This is a genomic window from Gordonia cholesterolivorans (genome assembly GCF_039531975.1).
Lineage (GTDB): Bacteria > Actinomycetota > Actinomycetes > Mycobacteriales > Mycobacteriaceae > Gordonia > Gordonia sihwensis.
Window position 1 is genome coordinate 41,586 of sequence record NZ_BAAARB010000020.1, and the last position, 16,154, is coordinate 57,739.

Annotated in this window: 17 protein-coding genes; 4 read left to right on the forward strand and 13 right to left on the reverse strand. The window is 68.6% G+C overall.

Annotation, left to right across the window (positions count from 1 at the left end; all coding sequences use genetic code 11):
• Window positions 1–50: 50 nt before the first annotated feature.
• The 4 genes from ABFX36_RS15720 to ABFX36_RS15735 are packed head-to-tail and all read right to left on the reverse strand — an operon-like array spanning window position 51 to window position 3,581.
• Window positions 51–902 (reverse strand): thioesterase family protein, encoded by an 852-nt coding sequence (locus ABFX36_RS15720; RefSeq protein WP_045536875.1) that lies wholly within the window; start codon window positions 900–902, stop codon window positions 51–53.
• Window positions 892–1,773: a sugar phosphate isomerase/epimerase family protein gene (locus ABFX36_RS15725; protein ID WP_082083863.1), complete on the reverse strand. Its 882-nt coding sequence runs from the start codon at window positions 1,771–1,773 to the stop codon at window positions 892–894. The genes ABFX36_RS15720 and ABFX36_RS15725 overlap by 11 nt, the downstream gene beginning before the upstream one ends.
• Before the next feature lie 10 nt (window positions 1,774–1,783).
• Window positions 1,784–2,599 carry a hypothetical protein gene (locus ABFX36_RS15730; protein ID WP_045536873.1) on the reverse strand — a complete coding sequence of 272 codons (816 nt, stop codon included), beginning with the start codon at window positions 2,597–2,599 and terminating at the stop codon, window positions 1,784–1,786.
• A 31-nt stretch (window positions 2,600–2,630) separates the two neighbouring features.
• Window positions 2,631–3,581, reverse strand: a complete 951-nt coding sequence (locus ABFX36_RS15735) for a Ppx/GppA family phosphatase (RefSeq protein WP_346077284.1) — start codon at window positions 3,579–3,581, stop codon at window positions 2,631–2,633.
• 79 nt (window positions 3,582–3,660) lie between these two features.
• Between ABFX36_RS15735 and ABFX36_RS15740 the strand changes: the two genes are divergently transcribed.
• Window positions 3,661–4,524 (forward strand): DUF3109 family protein, encoded by an 864-nt coding sequence (locus ABFX36_RS15740; RefSeq protein ID WP_006894291.1) that lies wholly within the window; start codon window positions 3,661–3,663, stop codon window positions 4,522–4,524.
• Between the two features lie 39 nt (window positions 4,525–4,563).
• Here the strand turns inward: ABFX36_RS15740 and ABFX36_RS15745 are convergent, their stop codons facing one another.
• From ABFX36_RS15745 to mshA, 7 genes are all read right to left on the reverse strand, one after another.
• Window positions 4,564–5,253 carry a response regulator transcription factor gene (locus ABFX36_RS15745; RefSeq protein ID WP_006894290.1) on the reverse strand — a complete coding sequence of 230 codons (690 nt, stop codon included), beginning with the start codon at window positions 5,251–5,253 and terminating at the stop codon, window positions 4,564–4,566.
• Entirely contained in the window at window positions 5,250–6,410 is a 1,161-nt protein-coding gene (locus ABFX36_RS15750; protein WP_006894289.1) for a sensor histidine kinase, read from the reverse strand. The genes ABFX36_RS15745 and ABFX36_RS15750 overlap by 4 nt, the downstream gene beginning before the upstream one ends.
• Window positions 6,411–6,591: 181 nt before the next feature.
• Entirely contained in the window at window positions 6,592–6,897 is a 306-nt protein-coding gene (locus ABFX36_RS15755; protein ID WP_006894288.1) for a GNAT family N-acetyltransferase, read from the reverse strand.
• Between the two features lie 49 nt (window positions 6,898–6,946).
• Complete coding sequence (locus tag ABFX36_RS15760) at window positions 6,947–7,690, reverse strand: phosphoglyceromutase (RefSeq protein WP_346077287.1); 744 nt, start codon at window positions 7,688–7,690, stop codon at window positions 6,947–6,949.
• Between the two features lie 60 nt (window positions 7,691–7,750).
• Window positions 7,751–9,355 (reverse strand): AMP-binding protein, encoded by a 1,605-nt coding sequence (locus ABFX36_RS15765; protein ID WP_346077289.1) that lies wholly within the window; start codon window positions 9,353–9,355, stop codon window positions 7,751–7,753.
• An 85-nt stretch (window positions 9,356–9,440) separates the two neighbouring features.
• Window positions 9,441–10,028 (reverse strand): type III secretion system chaperone family protein, encoded by a 588-nt coding sequence (locus ABFX36_RS15770; protein ID WP_006894284.1) that lies wholly within the window; start codon window positions 10,026–10,028, stop codon window positions 9,441–9,443.
• A complete protein-coding gene (gene mshA / locus ABFX36_RS15775; protein WP_346077292.1) occupies window positions 10,025–11,344 on the reverse strand; it encodes a D-inositol-3-phosphate glycosyltransferase in 1,320 nt (439 codons plus the stop codon). Before mshA ends, ABFX36_RS15770 begins: the two co-directional genes overlap by 4 nt.
• 145 nt (window positions 11,345–11,489) lie before the next feature.
• Here mshA and ABFX36_RS15780 point away from each other — a divergent pair, with 145 nt between their 5' ends.
• The 3 genes from ABFX36_RS15780 to ABFX36_RS15790 are packed head-to-tail and all read left to right on the forward strand — an operon-like array spanning window position 11,490 to window position 14,076.
• On the forward strand, window positions 11,490–12,389 hold the full coding sequence (locus ABFX36_RS15780; protein ID WP_346077294.1) for a metal ABC transporter solute-binding protein, Zn/Mn family: 900 nt from the start codon (window positions 11,490–11,492) through the stop codon (window positions 12,387–12,389).
• Window positions 12,386–13,216 (forward strand): metal ABC transporter ATP-binding protein, encoded by an 831-nt coding sequence (locus ABFX36_RS15785; protein WP_045536869.1) that lies wholly within the window; start codon window positions 12,386–12,388, stop codon window positions 13,214–13,216. Before ABFX36_RS15780 ends, ABFX36_RS15785 begins: the two co-directional genes overlap by 4 nt.
• On the forward strand, window positions 13,213–14,076 hold the full coding sequence (locus tag ABFX36_RS15790) for a metal ABC transporter permease (protein WP_045536867.1): 864 nt from the start codon (window positions 13,213–13,215) through the stop codon (window positions 14,074–14,076). Before ABFX36_RS15785 ends, ABFX36_RS15790 begins: the two co-directional genes overlap by 4 nt.
• 56 nt (window positions 14,077–14,132) lie before the next feature.
• Here the strand turns inward: ABFX36_RS15790 and ABFX36_RS15795 are convergent, their stop codons facing one another.
• Together ABFX36_RS15795 and ABFX36_RS15800 are read right to left on the reverse strand one after the other, a co-directional pair.
• The gene (locus ABFX36_RS15795; RefSeq protein ID WP_045536863.1) at window positions 14,133–14,588 is read right to left on the reverse strand and encodes a DUF2599 domain-containing protein; all 456 of its coding nucleotides are present in this window, start codon (window positions 14,586–14,588) and stop codon (window positions 14,133–14,135) included.
• An 11-nt stretch (window positions 14,589–14,599) separates the two neighbouring features.
• Complete coding sequence (locus tag ABFX36_RS15800; RefSeq protein ID WP_346077297.1) at window positions 14,600–16,153, reverse strand: carboxylesterase/lipase family protein; 1,554 nt, start codon at window positions 16,151–16,153, stop codon at window positions 14,600–14,602.
• Window position 16,154 lies beyond the last annotated feature (1 nt).

Sequence of the window (16,154 nt, forward strand, 5' to 3'; positions counted from 1 at the left end):
CACTACCTTTCACAGTTTGTCGAAGTCTTGCGTATCAGCGCCGGGGAGAGTCATCGCCCGGCGGGAGTCAGTGCCAGCTGCCGCGAGCGAGCCACCGTCGCACCGGTCGAGTCCACCACGATGTGGTCCTCGGCGAACATCCGCTGCCCCACCTCCTGGCTCTCGGCCGCGAATCGCAGCCATCCGGGAGCGGGGACTCTGGTCAGGTAGGTGGTCAGCTGCACCGTGGGAGCCCAGCCGAACATACCGAGGTTCATCACCACCGGAGGAGACAGGTCGCACACCAGGATCGGGAACCCCGCGCTCACGGCGACGGGCAGGCGGTCGGCGCATTTGGGTCGAGTCCAGCCGCGGACCACCGGGTCGCCGGTCTCGCCGCGAAGCGCCGGGAAACGGTCCATGTCCAGAACCACGTCGAGTGCCGCCCCGAGATGCACCACCTCGCCGACCGGCGTGGAGTAGAGGTCGGCCGAGCCCGCCGGCGGGGCGGCCGGCAGGTCACCGACGCTCGAGTGGCCCCGGTAGCGCGCGTCTCCGTGATCCGGGCGCCCGAGCGTCACCGTGGACGTCACGCAGACGCGCTCGTCCTGGCGCACATCGACTCGCACCAGCGACACGGTCGCGCCGGTCTTCACCAACGACACCGTCACGTCGACCTCCGCCGGATCCGGAGCCCGGAGGAAATCACTCGAGACGGCCAGGACCGCCGCCTGCGGGTCCGGCCCGCCCAGATCGCGGTAGGCACGCTCGGCGGCGGCCGCGACCACCATCTGAACGCTCCCGCCGTGCACCTTGGGCCCGATCGTGAAGACCGGATCGATCCGGGCTCGATAGGTCGCACGGCCGTCCGAGCTCACCCCGATCGGTTCCAGGTCGGTCAGGGAGGCCAGATCAGTCGTCATGCCGAGTGTCCTTCGGGTCGCGGTGAAGATGGGTGCGGGCGAAGTCCAGAGACCGCGCGAGCATCGCGGCGCGCTCGCTCCGGGTCCGCGCCGATCCGGTGTGCACTTCGAGGATCACGGCGCCGGAGAAGTCGCTGTCGGCGAGCCTTCTGCACACTTCGATGCACGGCTGCGAGCCGTCCCCGGGGATCAGGTGCTCGTCGTGGGCGGCGCCGGTGCCGTCGGTGAGGTGCAGATGCTCGAGTCCGTCTCCCATCCGCGTCTGCAGAGCGAGGGCGTCGGCGCCTGCCGTCGCGGCGTGGGAGAGGTCGAGGGTGTAGTGCTCGTATCCGTCCACCGTGGGATCGATGGACTTACCGAAGGCCGACGCGCTCGGTCCCGGAGACCCGCCCCGCTCGGCCATCCGCCTGGCCGCCTTGTGACCGGCGCCGAACAACCTGTCGGCCCGCATCGGGAACATGTTCTCCACGGCCACCGCCACATCGGAGGAGGCCTCCAGTTCTTTGACGAGATCGTCGAAGCCGCGCACGTAGTCGCGCTGCCAGCGGAAGGGCGGGTGGACGACGACCGTCGTCGCCCCCAGGTCTTCGGCCGCCTGCACCGATCGCCGCAGCTTGGCCTTCGGGTCACGTCCCCACACGCGCTGCGAGATCAGCAGGCACGGCGCGTGGACCGAGAGCACCGGCACCTGGTACCGAGCGGACAGATGGGCGACGTGGGCGATGTCTTGGCTCACGCCCTCTCCCCACACCATCAACTCGACCCCGTCGTAGCCCAGATCGGCGGCGTAGCCGAACGCTGCTTCGGTGCTCTGCGGGTAGACCGACGCGGTGGACAGCCCGATCGGGATCGGGAAACGCAGTTGCGACACCGGGACCGACTCAGGCCGCCAGAAGGACCAGTGGCCCGATGGTCACCAGCATTCCGACGCCGAGCGCCAACAATGTGGTCGGCAGATCTCGTTTCCGCAGGACGTGGGCGAAGGTGACGATCGCGAAGATCACCACGACGGCCAGGATCAGCGCCAGGTAGATGTAGCGCTTCCACAGTTCGGTGAAGCCCCAGAACAGACCGGCACCGGCAGCCAGACCGATCACCACCTCGGCGATCAGACTCAGCCAGCCCATCAGTGCGGAGGGACTGTGCGACTTCCTGCGCTTCTCCGACTCCTCTTCGGCGAGGTGTTCGGCACGCTGCTGGGCTTCCATCTCGGCCTGGGCCTCTTCGGCCTCCGCGGCCTCCAGATCGGCGGCCGACGCGACACGGCGATGATCGTCGGCGACGTCGTCGCCGGCCACCGGCTCGGCCGCCGAGTCGGTGATCGGGCTCAACTGCGCGGTACCGACCAGATCGGGGTCCGGCTCCAGGCCCGGATCGGTGACGGCCGACCGGTACTCCAGCGGCGGCAGGTCGACGCCGACCAGATCGTCGCCGGGCACCGGCGCCAGCGGCGACTCGTCATCGTCGTCGACGATGGGGATGATTCCGGTCACCACATTCGGATCGGCGTCGTCTACGGGGTCGGGGAGCTTCGGTGCGGCGGGAACGTGCGACGGCATTCCGGATGCCCCGATGACCGGTCGCGTCGGGCGGTCGTCCTCGTCGGACTTGGGAAACGCGGAACCGCTCGACTCGGATCGAGCGATCAGTTCCGAGACCGTGATCGGCTTCGCGCGTGGTTCGGAATCCTTCGCCATACCTGGGGTACCCCCGTAAAAAGTCGATCGACTAGCCGGTGCTCACCATCGCCCCGGCCGGCTCCGCATCCAGACGACGGAGAATGACGCCCTCCCGCAGAGCCCACGGACAGATCTCAAGTGTATCCACACCGGTGGCCCTCATCGCCGCCTCCGCCACCAGTGCGCCGCCCACGATCTGCGCCGCGCGATCGGCGCTGACCCCCTCCAGATCGGCGCGATCGGCGGCCCTCATGCGCGAGATGAACGCGATCAGTTGACGCAGGCCGCTCACGGTGAGCGTCCGTCGCACCCGCGGCCCGGCACCGGAGGGCGCGGCACCGGTCAGACGCGCCAGCGACCGGAAGGTCTTCGACGAACCCACCGACAGATCCGGCTTCCCCGCGGCACGGAGTTCCTTGGCGGGCTGCTTCAGCTCGGCGTCGAGCCAGTCCCGCAGCACCGAGACGTGACGTTTGCTCGGCGGGTCGCCGGGCAGCCATTCGCGCGTCAGCCGCCCGGCGCCGAGCGGCAGCGACAGCGCGACATCCGGCTCCTCGTCGACCCCGTTGGTCATCTCCAGGCTGCCGCCGCCGATGTCGAAGGTGAGGATCCGGCCCGCGCTCCAGCCGTACCAGCGGCGTACCGCGAGGGAGGTCAGCCGCGCCTCGTCGACGCCTTCCAGTACGTCGACGGTGAGCCCGGAGGCCTTCTTGACCTGGTCGAGGACCTCTCCGGTGTTGGTGGCGTCGCGTACCGCGGAGGTCGCGAAGGCCATCACCTGCTCGCAGCCCGAGGCCTTGGCGATCCGGGTGAAGTCCTTGACTGTCGCGGTCAGCGAATCCGCACCGGCCTTGGTCATCTTTCCGGTGCCGTCGATCTCCTCCGCCAGCCGCAGCACCGCCTTCGTCGAACTCATCGGCGTCGGATGACCGCCCCGATGCGCGTCGACCACCAGCAGATGAACGGTGTTGCTGCCCACGTCGAGCACTCCTAATCGCACCTGACCAAAATTACTGCGCGGCGGACGGCGATGCGAGCCGAAGGTCTACCGTGGAGCGTTGTACCGATGGAGGAACCCCGTGTCTGGCTCTAGTAAGAAGCCCGGGAAGAAGCGGCGGAATGACCGCGTCCCCGAAGTGCCCCTCGACTTCCCGCGCGAGTGGTACGAGTTCGTCGACCCCGACGACGACGAGCACCTGATCAGCGCCGACCTGACGTGGCTGCTGTCGCGGTGGAACTGCGTCTTCGGCACCCCGGCGTGTCACGGAATCGTCGCCGGCCGGCAGTCGGACGGCTGCTGCACACACGGCGCCTACCTGACCGACGACGACGATCGCGAGAAGCTCGCCGCAGGAGTGGCGCTCCTGACGCGCGACGACTGGGAGCTCTTCGACCGCGGTTCGGGGCCCGACCCGCTCGGCGACGACGGCTACCTCGAGGAGGCCGAGGATCTGGAGGGCGAACCGTCGCTCAAGACCCGTCTGCACGACGGAGCGTGCATCTTCCTCAACCGCCCGGGATTCCCCGCCGGTCAGGGCTGTGCGCTGCATTCGATGGCGCTGCGCCGCGGCATCGAGCCGCTGACGGTGAAACCCGAGGTCTGCTGGCAGTTGCCGATGCGCCGCGAGCAGGACTGGGTGACCAGGCCGGACGGCAGTGAGATCCTCAAGACCACGCTCACGGAGTTCGACCGCCGGGGCTGGGGCGAGGGCGGGCACGACCTCGACTGGTACTGCTCCGGCTCACCCGAGGCGCACACGGGCGCCAAGCAGGTCTTCGAGTCGTACCGGCCCGAATTGATCGAGCTCATCGGCGAGGCGGCCTACGAGGTTCTCGCGGCGGCCTGCCGCCGGCGCAACGACCTCGGACTCGTCGCGGTGCATCCGGCGACCGCCGCAGCCACCTCCCGCCGCAGCACCGACATCAAGTACGAACAGCTGTGACCGCACCTGCCCGCTGCGCTGTCGGGGCCCGCTGCTCTGTCAGGGCTCGAACTTGTATCCGAGGCCGCGGACGGTGATGAGATGGCGCGGCTGCGACGGATCGGGCTCGACCTTCGAACGCAGACGCTTCACGTGCACGTCGAGCGTCTTGGTGTCGCCGACGTAATCGGCGCCCCACACCCGGTCGATCAGCTGGCTGCGGGTGAGCACCCGGCCGGAGTTCCGTAGCAGATACTCCAGGAGGTCGAACTCCTTGAGCGGCAGCGTGACCTCCTCGCCCGAGACCGTCACCGTGTGCCGCTGGACGTCCATCCGCACCGGTCCCACCTCGACGACGCCGATGGCGGCGTCCTCGTCGTCGGCCACCACTCCCCCGCGCCGCAGGACCGCGCGGATGCGGGCGATGAGCTCGCGTGCCGAGTACGGCTTGGTGACGTAGTCGTCGGCCCCCAGCTCCAGTCCGACGACCTTGTCGATCTCACTGTCACGCGCGGTCACCATGATGACCGGCACCGCCGACTTGGCCCGGATCGACTTGCAGATCTCGGTGCCGGAGACACCCGGCAGCATCAGGTCGAGCAGGACGATGTCGGGATTGACTCGCTCGAAGGTCGAGACCGCCTCCGAACCGTCGTTGACGATGCTGGCCTCGAACCCCTCCTTACGGAGCAGGAAGGCCAGCGGATCGGCCAGCGATTCCTCGTCTTCGACAATCAGTACGTGCGTCAACTCGTGAGTTCCTCTGCGTTCGTCGACCCGTCGTCGCTCGGTGAAGCCGGGTCGATGGGGATGTACAGGCTGAAGGTCGATCCGGTTCCGGGCCGACTCCACAGTCCGATGTGACCGCCATGACTGGCCGCCACGTGCTTGACGATCGCCAGCCCGAGCCCGGTGCCGCCGGTCGCGCGCGACCGCGCCTTGTCGACGCGGAAGAACCTCTCGAAGACCCGCTGCTGGTCGGCGGGTGCGATCCCGATACCGCGGTCGGTGACCGCGATCACGACCATCTCCTCGTCGTCGAGGTTCACCACCTTGCGGCTCACCGAGACCACCTCGCCCGCGGGCGAGTGATTGATGGCGTTCACCAGGAGATTCGACAGTGCGGTCAGCAGCAGGGTGCGGTCGCCCTGGATCTGCAGTCCGCTGGCCGCATCAGCGACGAGTTCGATCTCGGCGACCTCCGCGGAGACGCCAGCGGCGGCCACCGCATCCTCCACCAGCGAGTCGACGTCGACCGCCTGGAACTCGGGGATCCGGCCTTCCTGCAGGCGCGACAGCCCGATCAGCTCGTTGACCAGCGTGCCCATCCGGGTCGCTTCCTTAAGCACCCGGCGGCCGAAGTGCTCCACCGCCTGGGGGTCGTCGCGCGACTCGAGCATCGCCTCGGCCATCAGGCTGATGGCGCCGAGCGGCGTCTTCAACTCGTGTGAGACGTTGGCGGCGAAGTCGCGTCGCGTGGCCTCCACCCGTTGATTGGTGGAGTCGTCGTCGCCGAACACCAGGGCGTACCGCTCGCCGTCTCGGGACGCGAGCCGTGCGATGCAGCGGACGTTCTCCACCTGCCGCGGCATGGTGCGGCCCGTCGACAGGAAGCCCAGCGACGAATGCGGCGGAACGAAATCGAAATGCCGATCGATGCCGGTGACGAAGACCTCGGTGACGGCCTCGGCCACTCCGTCCGCGATCGTGTCGCGAACCATGCCGAGTTCGACGGCGCGCTTGTTGTAGAGGACCACGTTGTGGAACTCGTCGACGGCGACCATCCCGGTGGTGGTGTGCGCGACGATCAGTCCGAGGAGGTCGGGCCTCGACCGGCCGTCGTCGACGATCACCAGATCTTCCAGTGGTGTGTCCTCCGAACCGGATTCGTCAGATCGGGTACTCACCGTGATCGCGTCTTCCGCCGCACGACTCCCTGCTTCGCCTCAACGACATTCGAACAGAATGTGTCCGATCGCCGGACACATCCCGAAGCTTACGTCGGATCGACGGGTGTTCGCAGCCTGGGCGAACAGTTTTCGGCGCTCGTTCACGCCGGGTTCTCCTGGGTTGCGGGGAGATTAACGATCAGGAGACGACGATGTCCGAGTACTCGGGGTGCTTCTCGACGTACTTCTGAACATACGAACAGACGGGCACGACCCGCTGCCCGTTGGCGCGAACGTCCTCGAGAACGTGTTTGACCAACTGGGCCGCGAAGCCGCGCCCGCCGAAGCGCTCGTAGACGACGGTGTGGGTCAGCGCGAGCCGATCACCGTCCTGCGTGTAGTCGATGTACCCGACCTCGACCGGTTCACCGTCTCCGTCGGTCAGATGGGCGCGGTAGCGCTCCTGCACCGAGAGATGGGTGACCTCTAGAGTACCGTCAGTCATACGTACCAATGTAGCGCAGGCCACACCGGCGGCGCCATGCGGATTCGGGCTACTTATTGCCCTGCGCCGCAACGGCTGCCGCACCCGCGGCCGCGGCCTCGGGATCCAGGTACACCCCGCCCGCGGTGGTCGGGCGGAGGTCGTCGCCGAGGTCGTAGCGCAGCGGGTTGCCGGTCGGGATGTTCAGCCCGGCGATGTCGGCGTCCGAGATGCCGTCCAGGTGCTTCACCAGTGCCCGCAGAGAGTTGCCGTGGGCGGCGACCAGAACGTTCTTACCGGCGCGCAGGTCCGCCTCGATGGCCTCGGTGTAGTACGGGATCAGCCGCTCGACCACGTCCTGAAGGCACTCGGTGAGGGGCACCTCGATGCCGGCGTATCGTGGATCGCCGACCTGGCTGTACTCGCTGTCGGGCGCGATCGCGGGCGGCGGGGTGTCGTAGCTGCGGCGCCACAGCATGAACTGCTCGTCGCCGTACTTCGCCTTCGTCTCCGCCTTGTTGAGCCCCTGCAGCGCGCCGTAGTGACGCTCGTTGAGCCGCCAGTCGCGGACCACCGGGATCCAGTGACGGTCGGCGGTGTCGAGCGCGATCTGCGCGGTGGTGATGGCACGGCGCAGCAGCGACGTGTACAGGACGTCGGGCAGCAGATCGTGCTCCACCAGCAGTTCTCCCGCACGGACGGCTTCCGCCCGTCCCTTTTCGGTCAGGGCGACGTCGACCCAGCCGGTGAACTGGTTGGACGCGTTCCATTCGCTCTCGCCGTGTCGCATCAGGATCAGGGTGCCGTTGCTCATGCCGCATAGTTTCCCATACGGCCGCGGCGGTCGAGCGACCGAGTGACGCGCCCCGACCGCCTACTTCCGCAGATCCTTGCGGAGGATCTTGCCGGAGGCCGACTTGGGGACGGCCGAGATGAACTCGACGGCCCGGACCTTCTTGTACGGCGCGACGCGTTCGGCGGTGAACGCCATGACCTCGTCCGCGGTCAGCTCCGCGCCCTCGGCGACCACGACGAAGGCCTTCGGGATCTCCTCGCCGTCGGCGTCGAGCGCGCCGACCACCGCGACGTCGGCGATCTTCGGATGCGTCAGCAGCAGCGCCTCCAGCTCGGCCGGCGGAACCTGATAACCCTTGTACTTGATGAGCTCCTTGAGCCGGTCGACGATCGTGACGCAGCCGGTCGAGTCGACCGTCGCCATGTCGCCGGTGCGCAGCCAGCCGCCCTCGACGATGGTCTCGGCGGTCGCCGCCTCGTTGTTGAGGTAGCCGACCATCACGTTGGGTCCGCGGACCCACAGCTCACCGGGCTCGGACACGCCGTCGGCGGGGATGTCGATGTCCTCCCCGGTGGCCGGATCGACGATCCGGTTCTCCGAGTTCGGTACGGCCCAGCCGACCGACGACAGCGGTGCCTCGACACCGCGCGTGCCCGTACCGCCGTCGAACGGGATCAGGTGGCTCACCGGCGAGAGCTCGCTCATGCCGAAGCCCTGCAGCATGTGCAGGCCGAGACGCTTGGCCACAGCTCGACCCAGTTCCTCGTCCAGCGGCGCCGCGCCGGAGAGCATGGTGTGCAGCGACGACAGATCGTACTGATCGACGATCGGATGCTTGGCGAGCGCGACGGCCACGGGCGGCGCGATGAAGGCATAGGTGACCTTGTGCTTCTGGATGCCCTCGAGGAACTCGACGAGGTCGAAGCGCGGCATCACGAACAGGCTCGCCCGGGCCTTGAGTGCGGCGTTCAGGAGCACCGTCATGCCGTAGATGTGGAAGAACGGGAGGACGGCGAGGATCACGTCGTCGGACTTCATCCCCTGCAGCGGCTCGATCTGCGCGACGTTGGCGACCAGGTTGCGGTGACTGAGCATCACGCCCTTGGGGTTGCCGGTGGTGCCCGAGCTGTACGGCAGCACCGCGATGTGGGTGGCCGGGTCGAAGCTCACCTCCGGTGCGCGATGCCCTCCGCCCAGGAGTTCGGCGGCGCTCGGATGCCCGGTGGCCGCCTGGCCCTCGCCGTCGAGCACGATCACGGCGTCGTCCGCCAGTCCCACCTCGCGGGCCGCCTCGATCGCGGCCGGCGCGAGCAGCGAGATGGTGATGAGCAGTTTCGCCTCGGAGTCGAGGAGCTGCTTCTTGATCTCGGGTGCGGTGAACAGTGCGTTGAGCGTGGTGGCGGTCGCGCCGGAGCGGAGCACGCCGTGGAACACCGTGGCGAACGCCGGGATGTTGGGCGACAGGATCGCGACCACGTCGCCGACGCCGAGCCCGCGCGCCGCGATCGCACCCGCCGCGGCGTCGATCTGTCCGACCAACTGCCGGTACGTGGTCTGCGCACCCGACTTCGAGTCGATGAGCGCGACCCGGTCGAGGTCGTTCTCCTCGAGTCCACCGAACAGGTAGTCGTAGACGCTGACGTTCGGGATCTCGACGTCGGGATACGGCGATGCGAAGCTCATGGTGACCCTTCTGGAGATGACGGGATATTCGACAATGGGCATTGTCGTGTTGATCAGGTCCCCACGCTACCCGACATTCGAGACACTACGACGGGGCTGTTCCGGCGTCGCCGACCGACCACACCGGTTCCGCGTCGGGATCGTCGAGGGGCGCGATCTGCGGCAGGTCGTCCTCGTCGATCAGATGCTCGAAGGCCGCGAGGTTCCGCATCGACTCGCCCCGGGCCTTGCGCCAGGCCCATTCGCGACGGATCGAGGTGAGGAAACCGATCTCGAGGATCTGATTGAAGTCGCCGTCGGCGGCCTCGAGGACCTGGCCGAGCACCCGGTCCACCTCGGTGCGCGAGAGCGCCTCCGCGGAGATCCGCCCCACCAGGTAGATGTCGCCGACGTTGTCGAGGGTGTACGCCACCCCGTAGAGCCGGCGATTGCGTTTGAGGAGATACCGGTAGACGGCCTCGAGGTTCTCGTCCGCGCGGCGGCAGACGAAGGCCTCCACTCGGACCCCGTGCGCGCCGGCGGTGAGCAGCACCGTGGTCTTGAGCTTCCGTTCTCCGGGAAGCTCGAGAACGAAGTGCTCAGACTTCGCACCGCCCGACGACTTCCGGACGTACTCGATGCCGGTCTCGTCCAGAGCTGCGCTCAGGGCCGCGGCCGTCTCGTCTGCGTTCACACCATCACCCTCGATCGGTTCCTCCAGCGTCGGATGCCGAATCGCCCGGCATCGCGTCGAACGTCGCCGCCGAACGCCGCGATCGCTCGGTCGTAACTCTCCAGCAGCGCGTCGGTGGTGTGCTCCCACGAGAACTGCCGCGCATGCAGAGCTGCCGCCCGCCCCATTCCCGCGCGGCGATCCGGGTCGGCGACGAGTTCGGCGAGGCGGTCGGTCCAGACGCCGATGTCGTGACCGTCCACCAGCACACCGGTGCGGCAGTCGTCCACCGCCACGCCGAGTCCGCCCACGCGCGCGGCGATCACCGGCACTCCGCACGCCTGCGCCTCGATCGCGACCAGCCCGAAGCTCTCCGAGTAGCTCGGCACCGCCACCAGATCGGACGCCCGGTAGACGTGCACCAGCCGCTCCGGCGGCTGCGGCGGCAGGAAGTCGACGCGGTCGGCGATTCCCAGTTGCCGAGTGAGGTCCATGAGTGCCGACGGCTGGGCCAGTCCGCTGCCCGACGGTCCGCCCACCACCAGCACGCGCAGACGCCCGGAGGAGTCGCCCGCGATCAGCGGCGCCATCGCCGAGACCAGGACGTCCGGCGCCTTCAAGGGCTGGATCCGGCCGACGAAGGTGACGAGCACATCGTTCTGATCCAGCCCGAGCGCGGCGCGGGAGGCCGCTCGGTCGCCCGGGGAGTAGCGGTCCAGATCGGCGCCGGGCACCACCACGTCGATGCGGGAGGGATCGGCGCCGTACATCTGGACCAGTTCGCCGACCTCGGTGGCGGTGTTCGCGACGAGACGGTCCGCTTCGTCGACCACCTGCTGCTCACCGACCACACGCAGCATCGGCTCGGCGGCGTCCCCCGCCGCCAGCGAGGCGTTCTTGACCGCGGCGAGCGTGTGCGCGGTGTGCACGAGCGGCACTCCCCAGCGGTCGCGCGCGAGCCAGCCGACCTGGCCCGAGAGCCAGTAGTGGGAGTGGATCAGGTCGTAGTAGCCGGGCTCCTGGGCGGCCTCCGCCCGCAGTACGTTCGCCGAGAACGCGCACAACTGGCTCGGCAGGTCACGCTTGTCGAGGCCGTCGAAGGGACCCGCGACCACATTGCGCACGGTGACCCCGGGGGCGGCCGCGACCACCGGCGCGTCCGCCGACGACGTGGCACGCGTGAAGATCTCGACCTCCACACCGCGGCGCGCCAGCCTGGTGGCCGTCTGCCAGACGTAGACGTTCATTCCTCCGGCGTCACCGGTGCCCGGCTGCGCCAACGGGGAGGTGTGCACCGAGATCAGAGCGATGCGTCTCGGGGCGGAGCCAGCGGTCATGACCCCAGCCTAATGCGGCCGGCCGCGCTCGACACATGCGCAGGCGGCGACTCATGCGCACTTGAGCATCGCTTCGACATCAACGGCACCCCGGTAATACACTTTCCCGGTAACGATTTTCATTATCTTCCAAAGGAACCTCCCGATGACGAAGACCGGGTCCGCGCGCCGCGCCCTCCTGGCGCCCCTCGCCCTCCTCATCGCCGTCGCCACCGCCGCATGCGGCGGCAACGACGGTCCCGCGCCCACCGACAAACCCGTCGTCGTCGCGTCCACCGACGTGTGGGCCTCCGTCGCGAGCGCGGTGGGCGGCGAACACGCCGACGTCAGCGCCCTGTACAGCTCGCCCGACGGCGATCCCCACGAGTTCGAGCCGTCGAGTGCGGATACCGCTCGCGTCCAGGACGCCAACCTCATCGTCATGAACGGCGACCACTACGACCACTTCATGGAGGAGGCGGCCGCCGACGCGAAGGGTGCCGAGGTGGTGGCCGCGGACGTGCGATCGGACAAGACGCGCGGCAACGAACACGTCTTCTACGACCTCGCCGCCGTCGCCGACACCGCGAACGCGATCGCGAACGAGCTCGCCGAGATCGCCCCGGCCAACGCCGCCTACTACCGCGAACGCGCCGGCGTCTTCAACAGCCAGATCAACGGACTGCGGGCCGCTCTGGCCGACATCAAGGCGCACCACGACGGCACCGAGGTGGCGTCCACCGAACCGCTCGCCGCGGCCGTCCTCACCGACGCCGGACTGGTCGACATCGCTCCCCCGGGCTTCGTCGACGCCGTCGAGCAGGGACAGTCGCCGTCGGCCGCCGACCGCGCGAAGTTCGACGACCTGTTGACCCAGCACCGCGCCAAGGTCCTGATCTACAACCGCCAGGCCGTCGACCCGAGCACTCAGGCCGTGCTCGACACCGCCCGCAAGGCGCGAATCCCGGTGGTCGAGTTCACCGAGAGCCTGCCCGAGGGCGTGACCGACTACATCGCGTGGCAGCGCGGTCAGATCGACGCGCTGGCGAAGGCGTTGAACGGATGACCGACGCGGTACTCAGCTTTCGCGACGTCGGACTGCAGTTCGGCGACCGCGTCCTCTGGCGCGGCCTCGATCTCGACATCGCGCCCGGCGAGTTCATCGCCGTCCTCGGCCCCAACGGTTCGGGCAAGACCTCACTGCTGCGCGCGATCCTCGGCCAGACCGAACCCACCACCGGGACCATCTCCGCACACGGCAGTCTCGGATACGTGCCGCAGCAACACGCCGAGGACTCCGACACGATGATGCTGCGCGGCCGCGACCTGGTCGGTTTCGGCGTCGACGGCTCCGCTTGGGGCATCGGGCTGCGCGGTATGTCCCGCCGGCGCACCGCCGTCGACTCGGCACTCCGACAGGTCGGCGCCACCGGCTTCGCGAACCGGCCGCTGGGGCTGCTGTCGGGCGGTGAGCAGCAACGGCTCCGGATAGCGCAGGCGCTCACCCGCGACCCGGCCATCCTCCTGTGCGACGAGCCGCTCGCCAGTCTCGATCTCGCGAGCCAGCGGGTGGTGGTCGATCTGCTCGACGCCCGGAGGCGGCGTGATGACACCGCGGTCCTGTTCGTCACTCACGAACTCAATCCGGTGCTGCCGTTCGTCGACCGCGTGCTCTACCTGGCCGGCGGATCGTTCCGCATCGGCGCCGTCGAAGAGGTGATGAACACGCGCACCCTGACCGAGCTGTACGGCAGCCCGGTGGAGGTGCTCCGGATCGGCGGGCGGCTCGTGGTGATCGGAGGCGAGGACGATCACCACTGCGTCGCTCATCAGTATCCGGGCGACGTACTCGGGACCGACGCCGGATTCGCGGTCGCCGGGGAGGATCTGTGATCGCGCCGACGACGACCGTGCTCGCCGCCGACATCGGCAACTTCTGGAACTTCTCGCAGACGGCAGACCTGCTCTCCCGCGGCTTCGTTCAGCAGTCGGTGCTCGCCATCGCGTTGCTCGCGCTGCTCGGCGGCCTGCTGGGTCCGATGATCGTCGCACGGCAGATGAGTTTCGCCGTTCACGGTGCCGCAGAGCTCTCGTTCACCGGTGCGGCCGCCGCGCTGCTCGCCGGCGTGGGGGTGAACATCGGCGGCGTGATCGGCGCGGTGTTCGCGGCCGCGGTGTTCGGGCTCCTGGGTCGCCGCGCGAGGGAACGGGACTCGGTGATCGGTGCCGTCATGGCCTTCGGCCTCGGTCTCGGCGTGCTGTTCCTGAGCCTCTACGGCCGCGTCGGCACCGGCTTCGCACTGCTGGCCGGGCAGGTGGCGAGTGTCGGACGCACCGGACTGATCGCCGTCGCGGTGACCGCGGCGGTCGTGGTGGTGGTGTACGCGATCATCTACCGTCCGCTGATGTTCGCCAGCCTGGATCCGCGGGTCGCCGCGGCGTCCGGCGTCCCGGTGCGGCTGCTGTCGGTGGTGTTCGCGATCCTGGTCGGTCTCGCGGCCGCGCAGGGCGTGCAGATCATCGGCGCACTGCTGGTGATGAGCCTGCTGATCACTCCGGCCGCAGCGGCGGTCCGGCTGTCGGCCAATCCGACGGTCGTGGTGGTGCTGTCGGTCGTCTTCGCCGGAGTCTCCGCCATCGGCGGGCTCATCCTGTCGCTCGCGCCAGAACTCCCGGTGTCGGTGATGGTCACCACCATCTCGTTCGCCATCTACCTCGTCTGCCGCGTGTTGGGGATGCGGTCGCGCGACTGAGGCGGCGGCCAAGCGACGCTCCTCGACTCGCTCGACTGCCTGGGACCCTCGGTCCCCTACTCCTCCGGACCGCCCGGATTGCAGCGGCTCGAGATCATCTCCTCGGGCGACACCACGGGACGGTTCGGTTCGATGTTCCAGGTCGGCTTGTCCGGCTGGACGATGCGGGCGAACGTCCAGTGACAGTCGAACTGCGCCTTCATCCCCGGGGTGTCCGCGCCCGGATCGAGTCGAAGCACCTCGCGCCACGCCTCGTCGCCCGCCGTCGGCGACTGCACCCTCCGGCCGTTGGGAGTGGGGGCGATCTGCAGGCTCGGTCCCACTTCGGTCTGCACCCAATCGGCCGACGCGATGTACGGCGGCGGAAGCACCGGCGTCGGGGCGCTGCTCGTGACCGAGAACGAGGCCGTGACCCGGGTCGGGGTCGAGTCCGAAGGCGACACCGCCGACTCGTTCCCGCCGGAACATCCCGCGAGCGCGATCGCGGCGGTGCACGTCACCACCGCGATCATCGCGGAACGTCTCACGAAGGCTCCCCCAGATGAATTCGGTCCCACGCCTCGCGGCGGTCCCGGTCGGGATCGATCTCCACGCGCGTCGGATCGTCCAGCACCATCACCCTGCGATCCTCGCGCGTATAGCGCGGCCAGTCCGGTGCGGGCACGCCGGTGCGCGCGAACCAACTCCACATCGACTGCATCGTCGCGGTGATCCGCTTCGTCGACCCCCAACTGCCCGCGGCGGCGAGACCGACGCCGATCGGATCCCGGTACGTACCGAACACCGCGAGCAGTTCGGTCGCGTGGGTCGCACCGATTCCGGTGGCCTTCAGCAGCAGCGGCGCGTAGTCGAAGCGGTACACGTACGTGGGCGCGTGGTCACTGTGATACCCGGCGAACCGGATCGTCGGGGTCCAGAACGTCGCATCGGCAGCGATCATCACATCGCGGCGCTTGACCGGATAGAGGTTCTGCAGCAGATCGGCGTCGCCGGTGTCGCCGAGCCCCACGAGTGCCTGGTCGCTGTCGGGAAGGATGTTCCAGAACCGGGCGAACAGTTCGCCCTCGTCTTTGTTGTTGCCGATGATGGTCGGGACCGAGATGGTGTTGCCGTCGCGCGCCGCGTCGAGCGGATGCTGCGGGAGATAGTCGCCGTCGACCACCGGGGCGAAGGGAATCGGGTCGGTGAGCCGGGCACCGCGGGTGAAGCCGATCAGCTTGTTGCCCGCGCGCAGCAGTTCGGTCGCGGTGGCACCCCCGAGTACGCGTGCCACCAGCGCCGGATCGTGAGGCGGCTCGTCGCGCTCGGGCCCCTTGCGCCGGGTGGGATCGATCAGTATCCGGACGAACTCGTCGGCGAACAGTCGCGCATTGTCCTTGCTGACGATCAGGTCCGGGGCAGGGCTCTGCGAGATGGCTCCGGAGAACAGTCCCTGCGCGGACGGCGTGGACAGCAGCGTGAGCACCGCCGACCCGCCCGCGCTCTCACCGAACACCGTCACCCGCGACGGATCCCCGCCGAACGCGGAGATGTTGCGCTGCACCCACTCCAGACCGGCGACCATGTCGCGCAGCCCCACGTTGGCGTCGAACGGCCGCTCGTCGGTCGAGTAGTCGCTGAAGTCGAGGAATCCGAGCGGACCGTAGCGGTAGTTCACCGTCACCACGATCACGTCGCGCGCCCGAGCGAGGTACGCGCCGTCGTAGATCGGTGTCGACGTGCCGCCGAGGATGTAGGCACCGCCGTAGTTGAACACCATGACAGGGCGCGGCGTAGCCGAGACGGTCGACGGCGCGAAGACGTTCAGGGTCAGACAGTCCTCACTGCGCGGCTGGAACTTACCGGCCCCGCGCGCCGTGAAGAGCTTGTCCTGGATCGGTGCGGCCCCGTAGTCGTAGCACTCGAGTACCCCCGGCCAGGGTGTCACCGGGCGCGGTGCCCGCCACCGGTGCTGCCGCACGGGCGGCTCCGCGAAGGGGATGCCCCGCCATGAGATGGTGCCGCGACGCGCTCCGCGACCGCGCTTGCCGTCGACCGCACCGTCGAGGGTCTGAACCACAGTGTCCATTACTGCCATG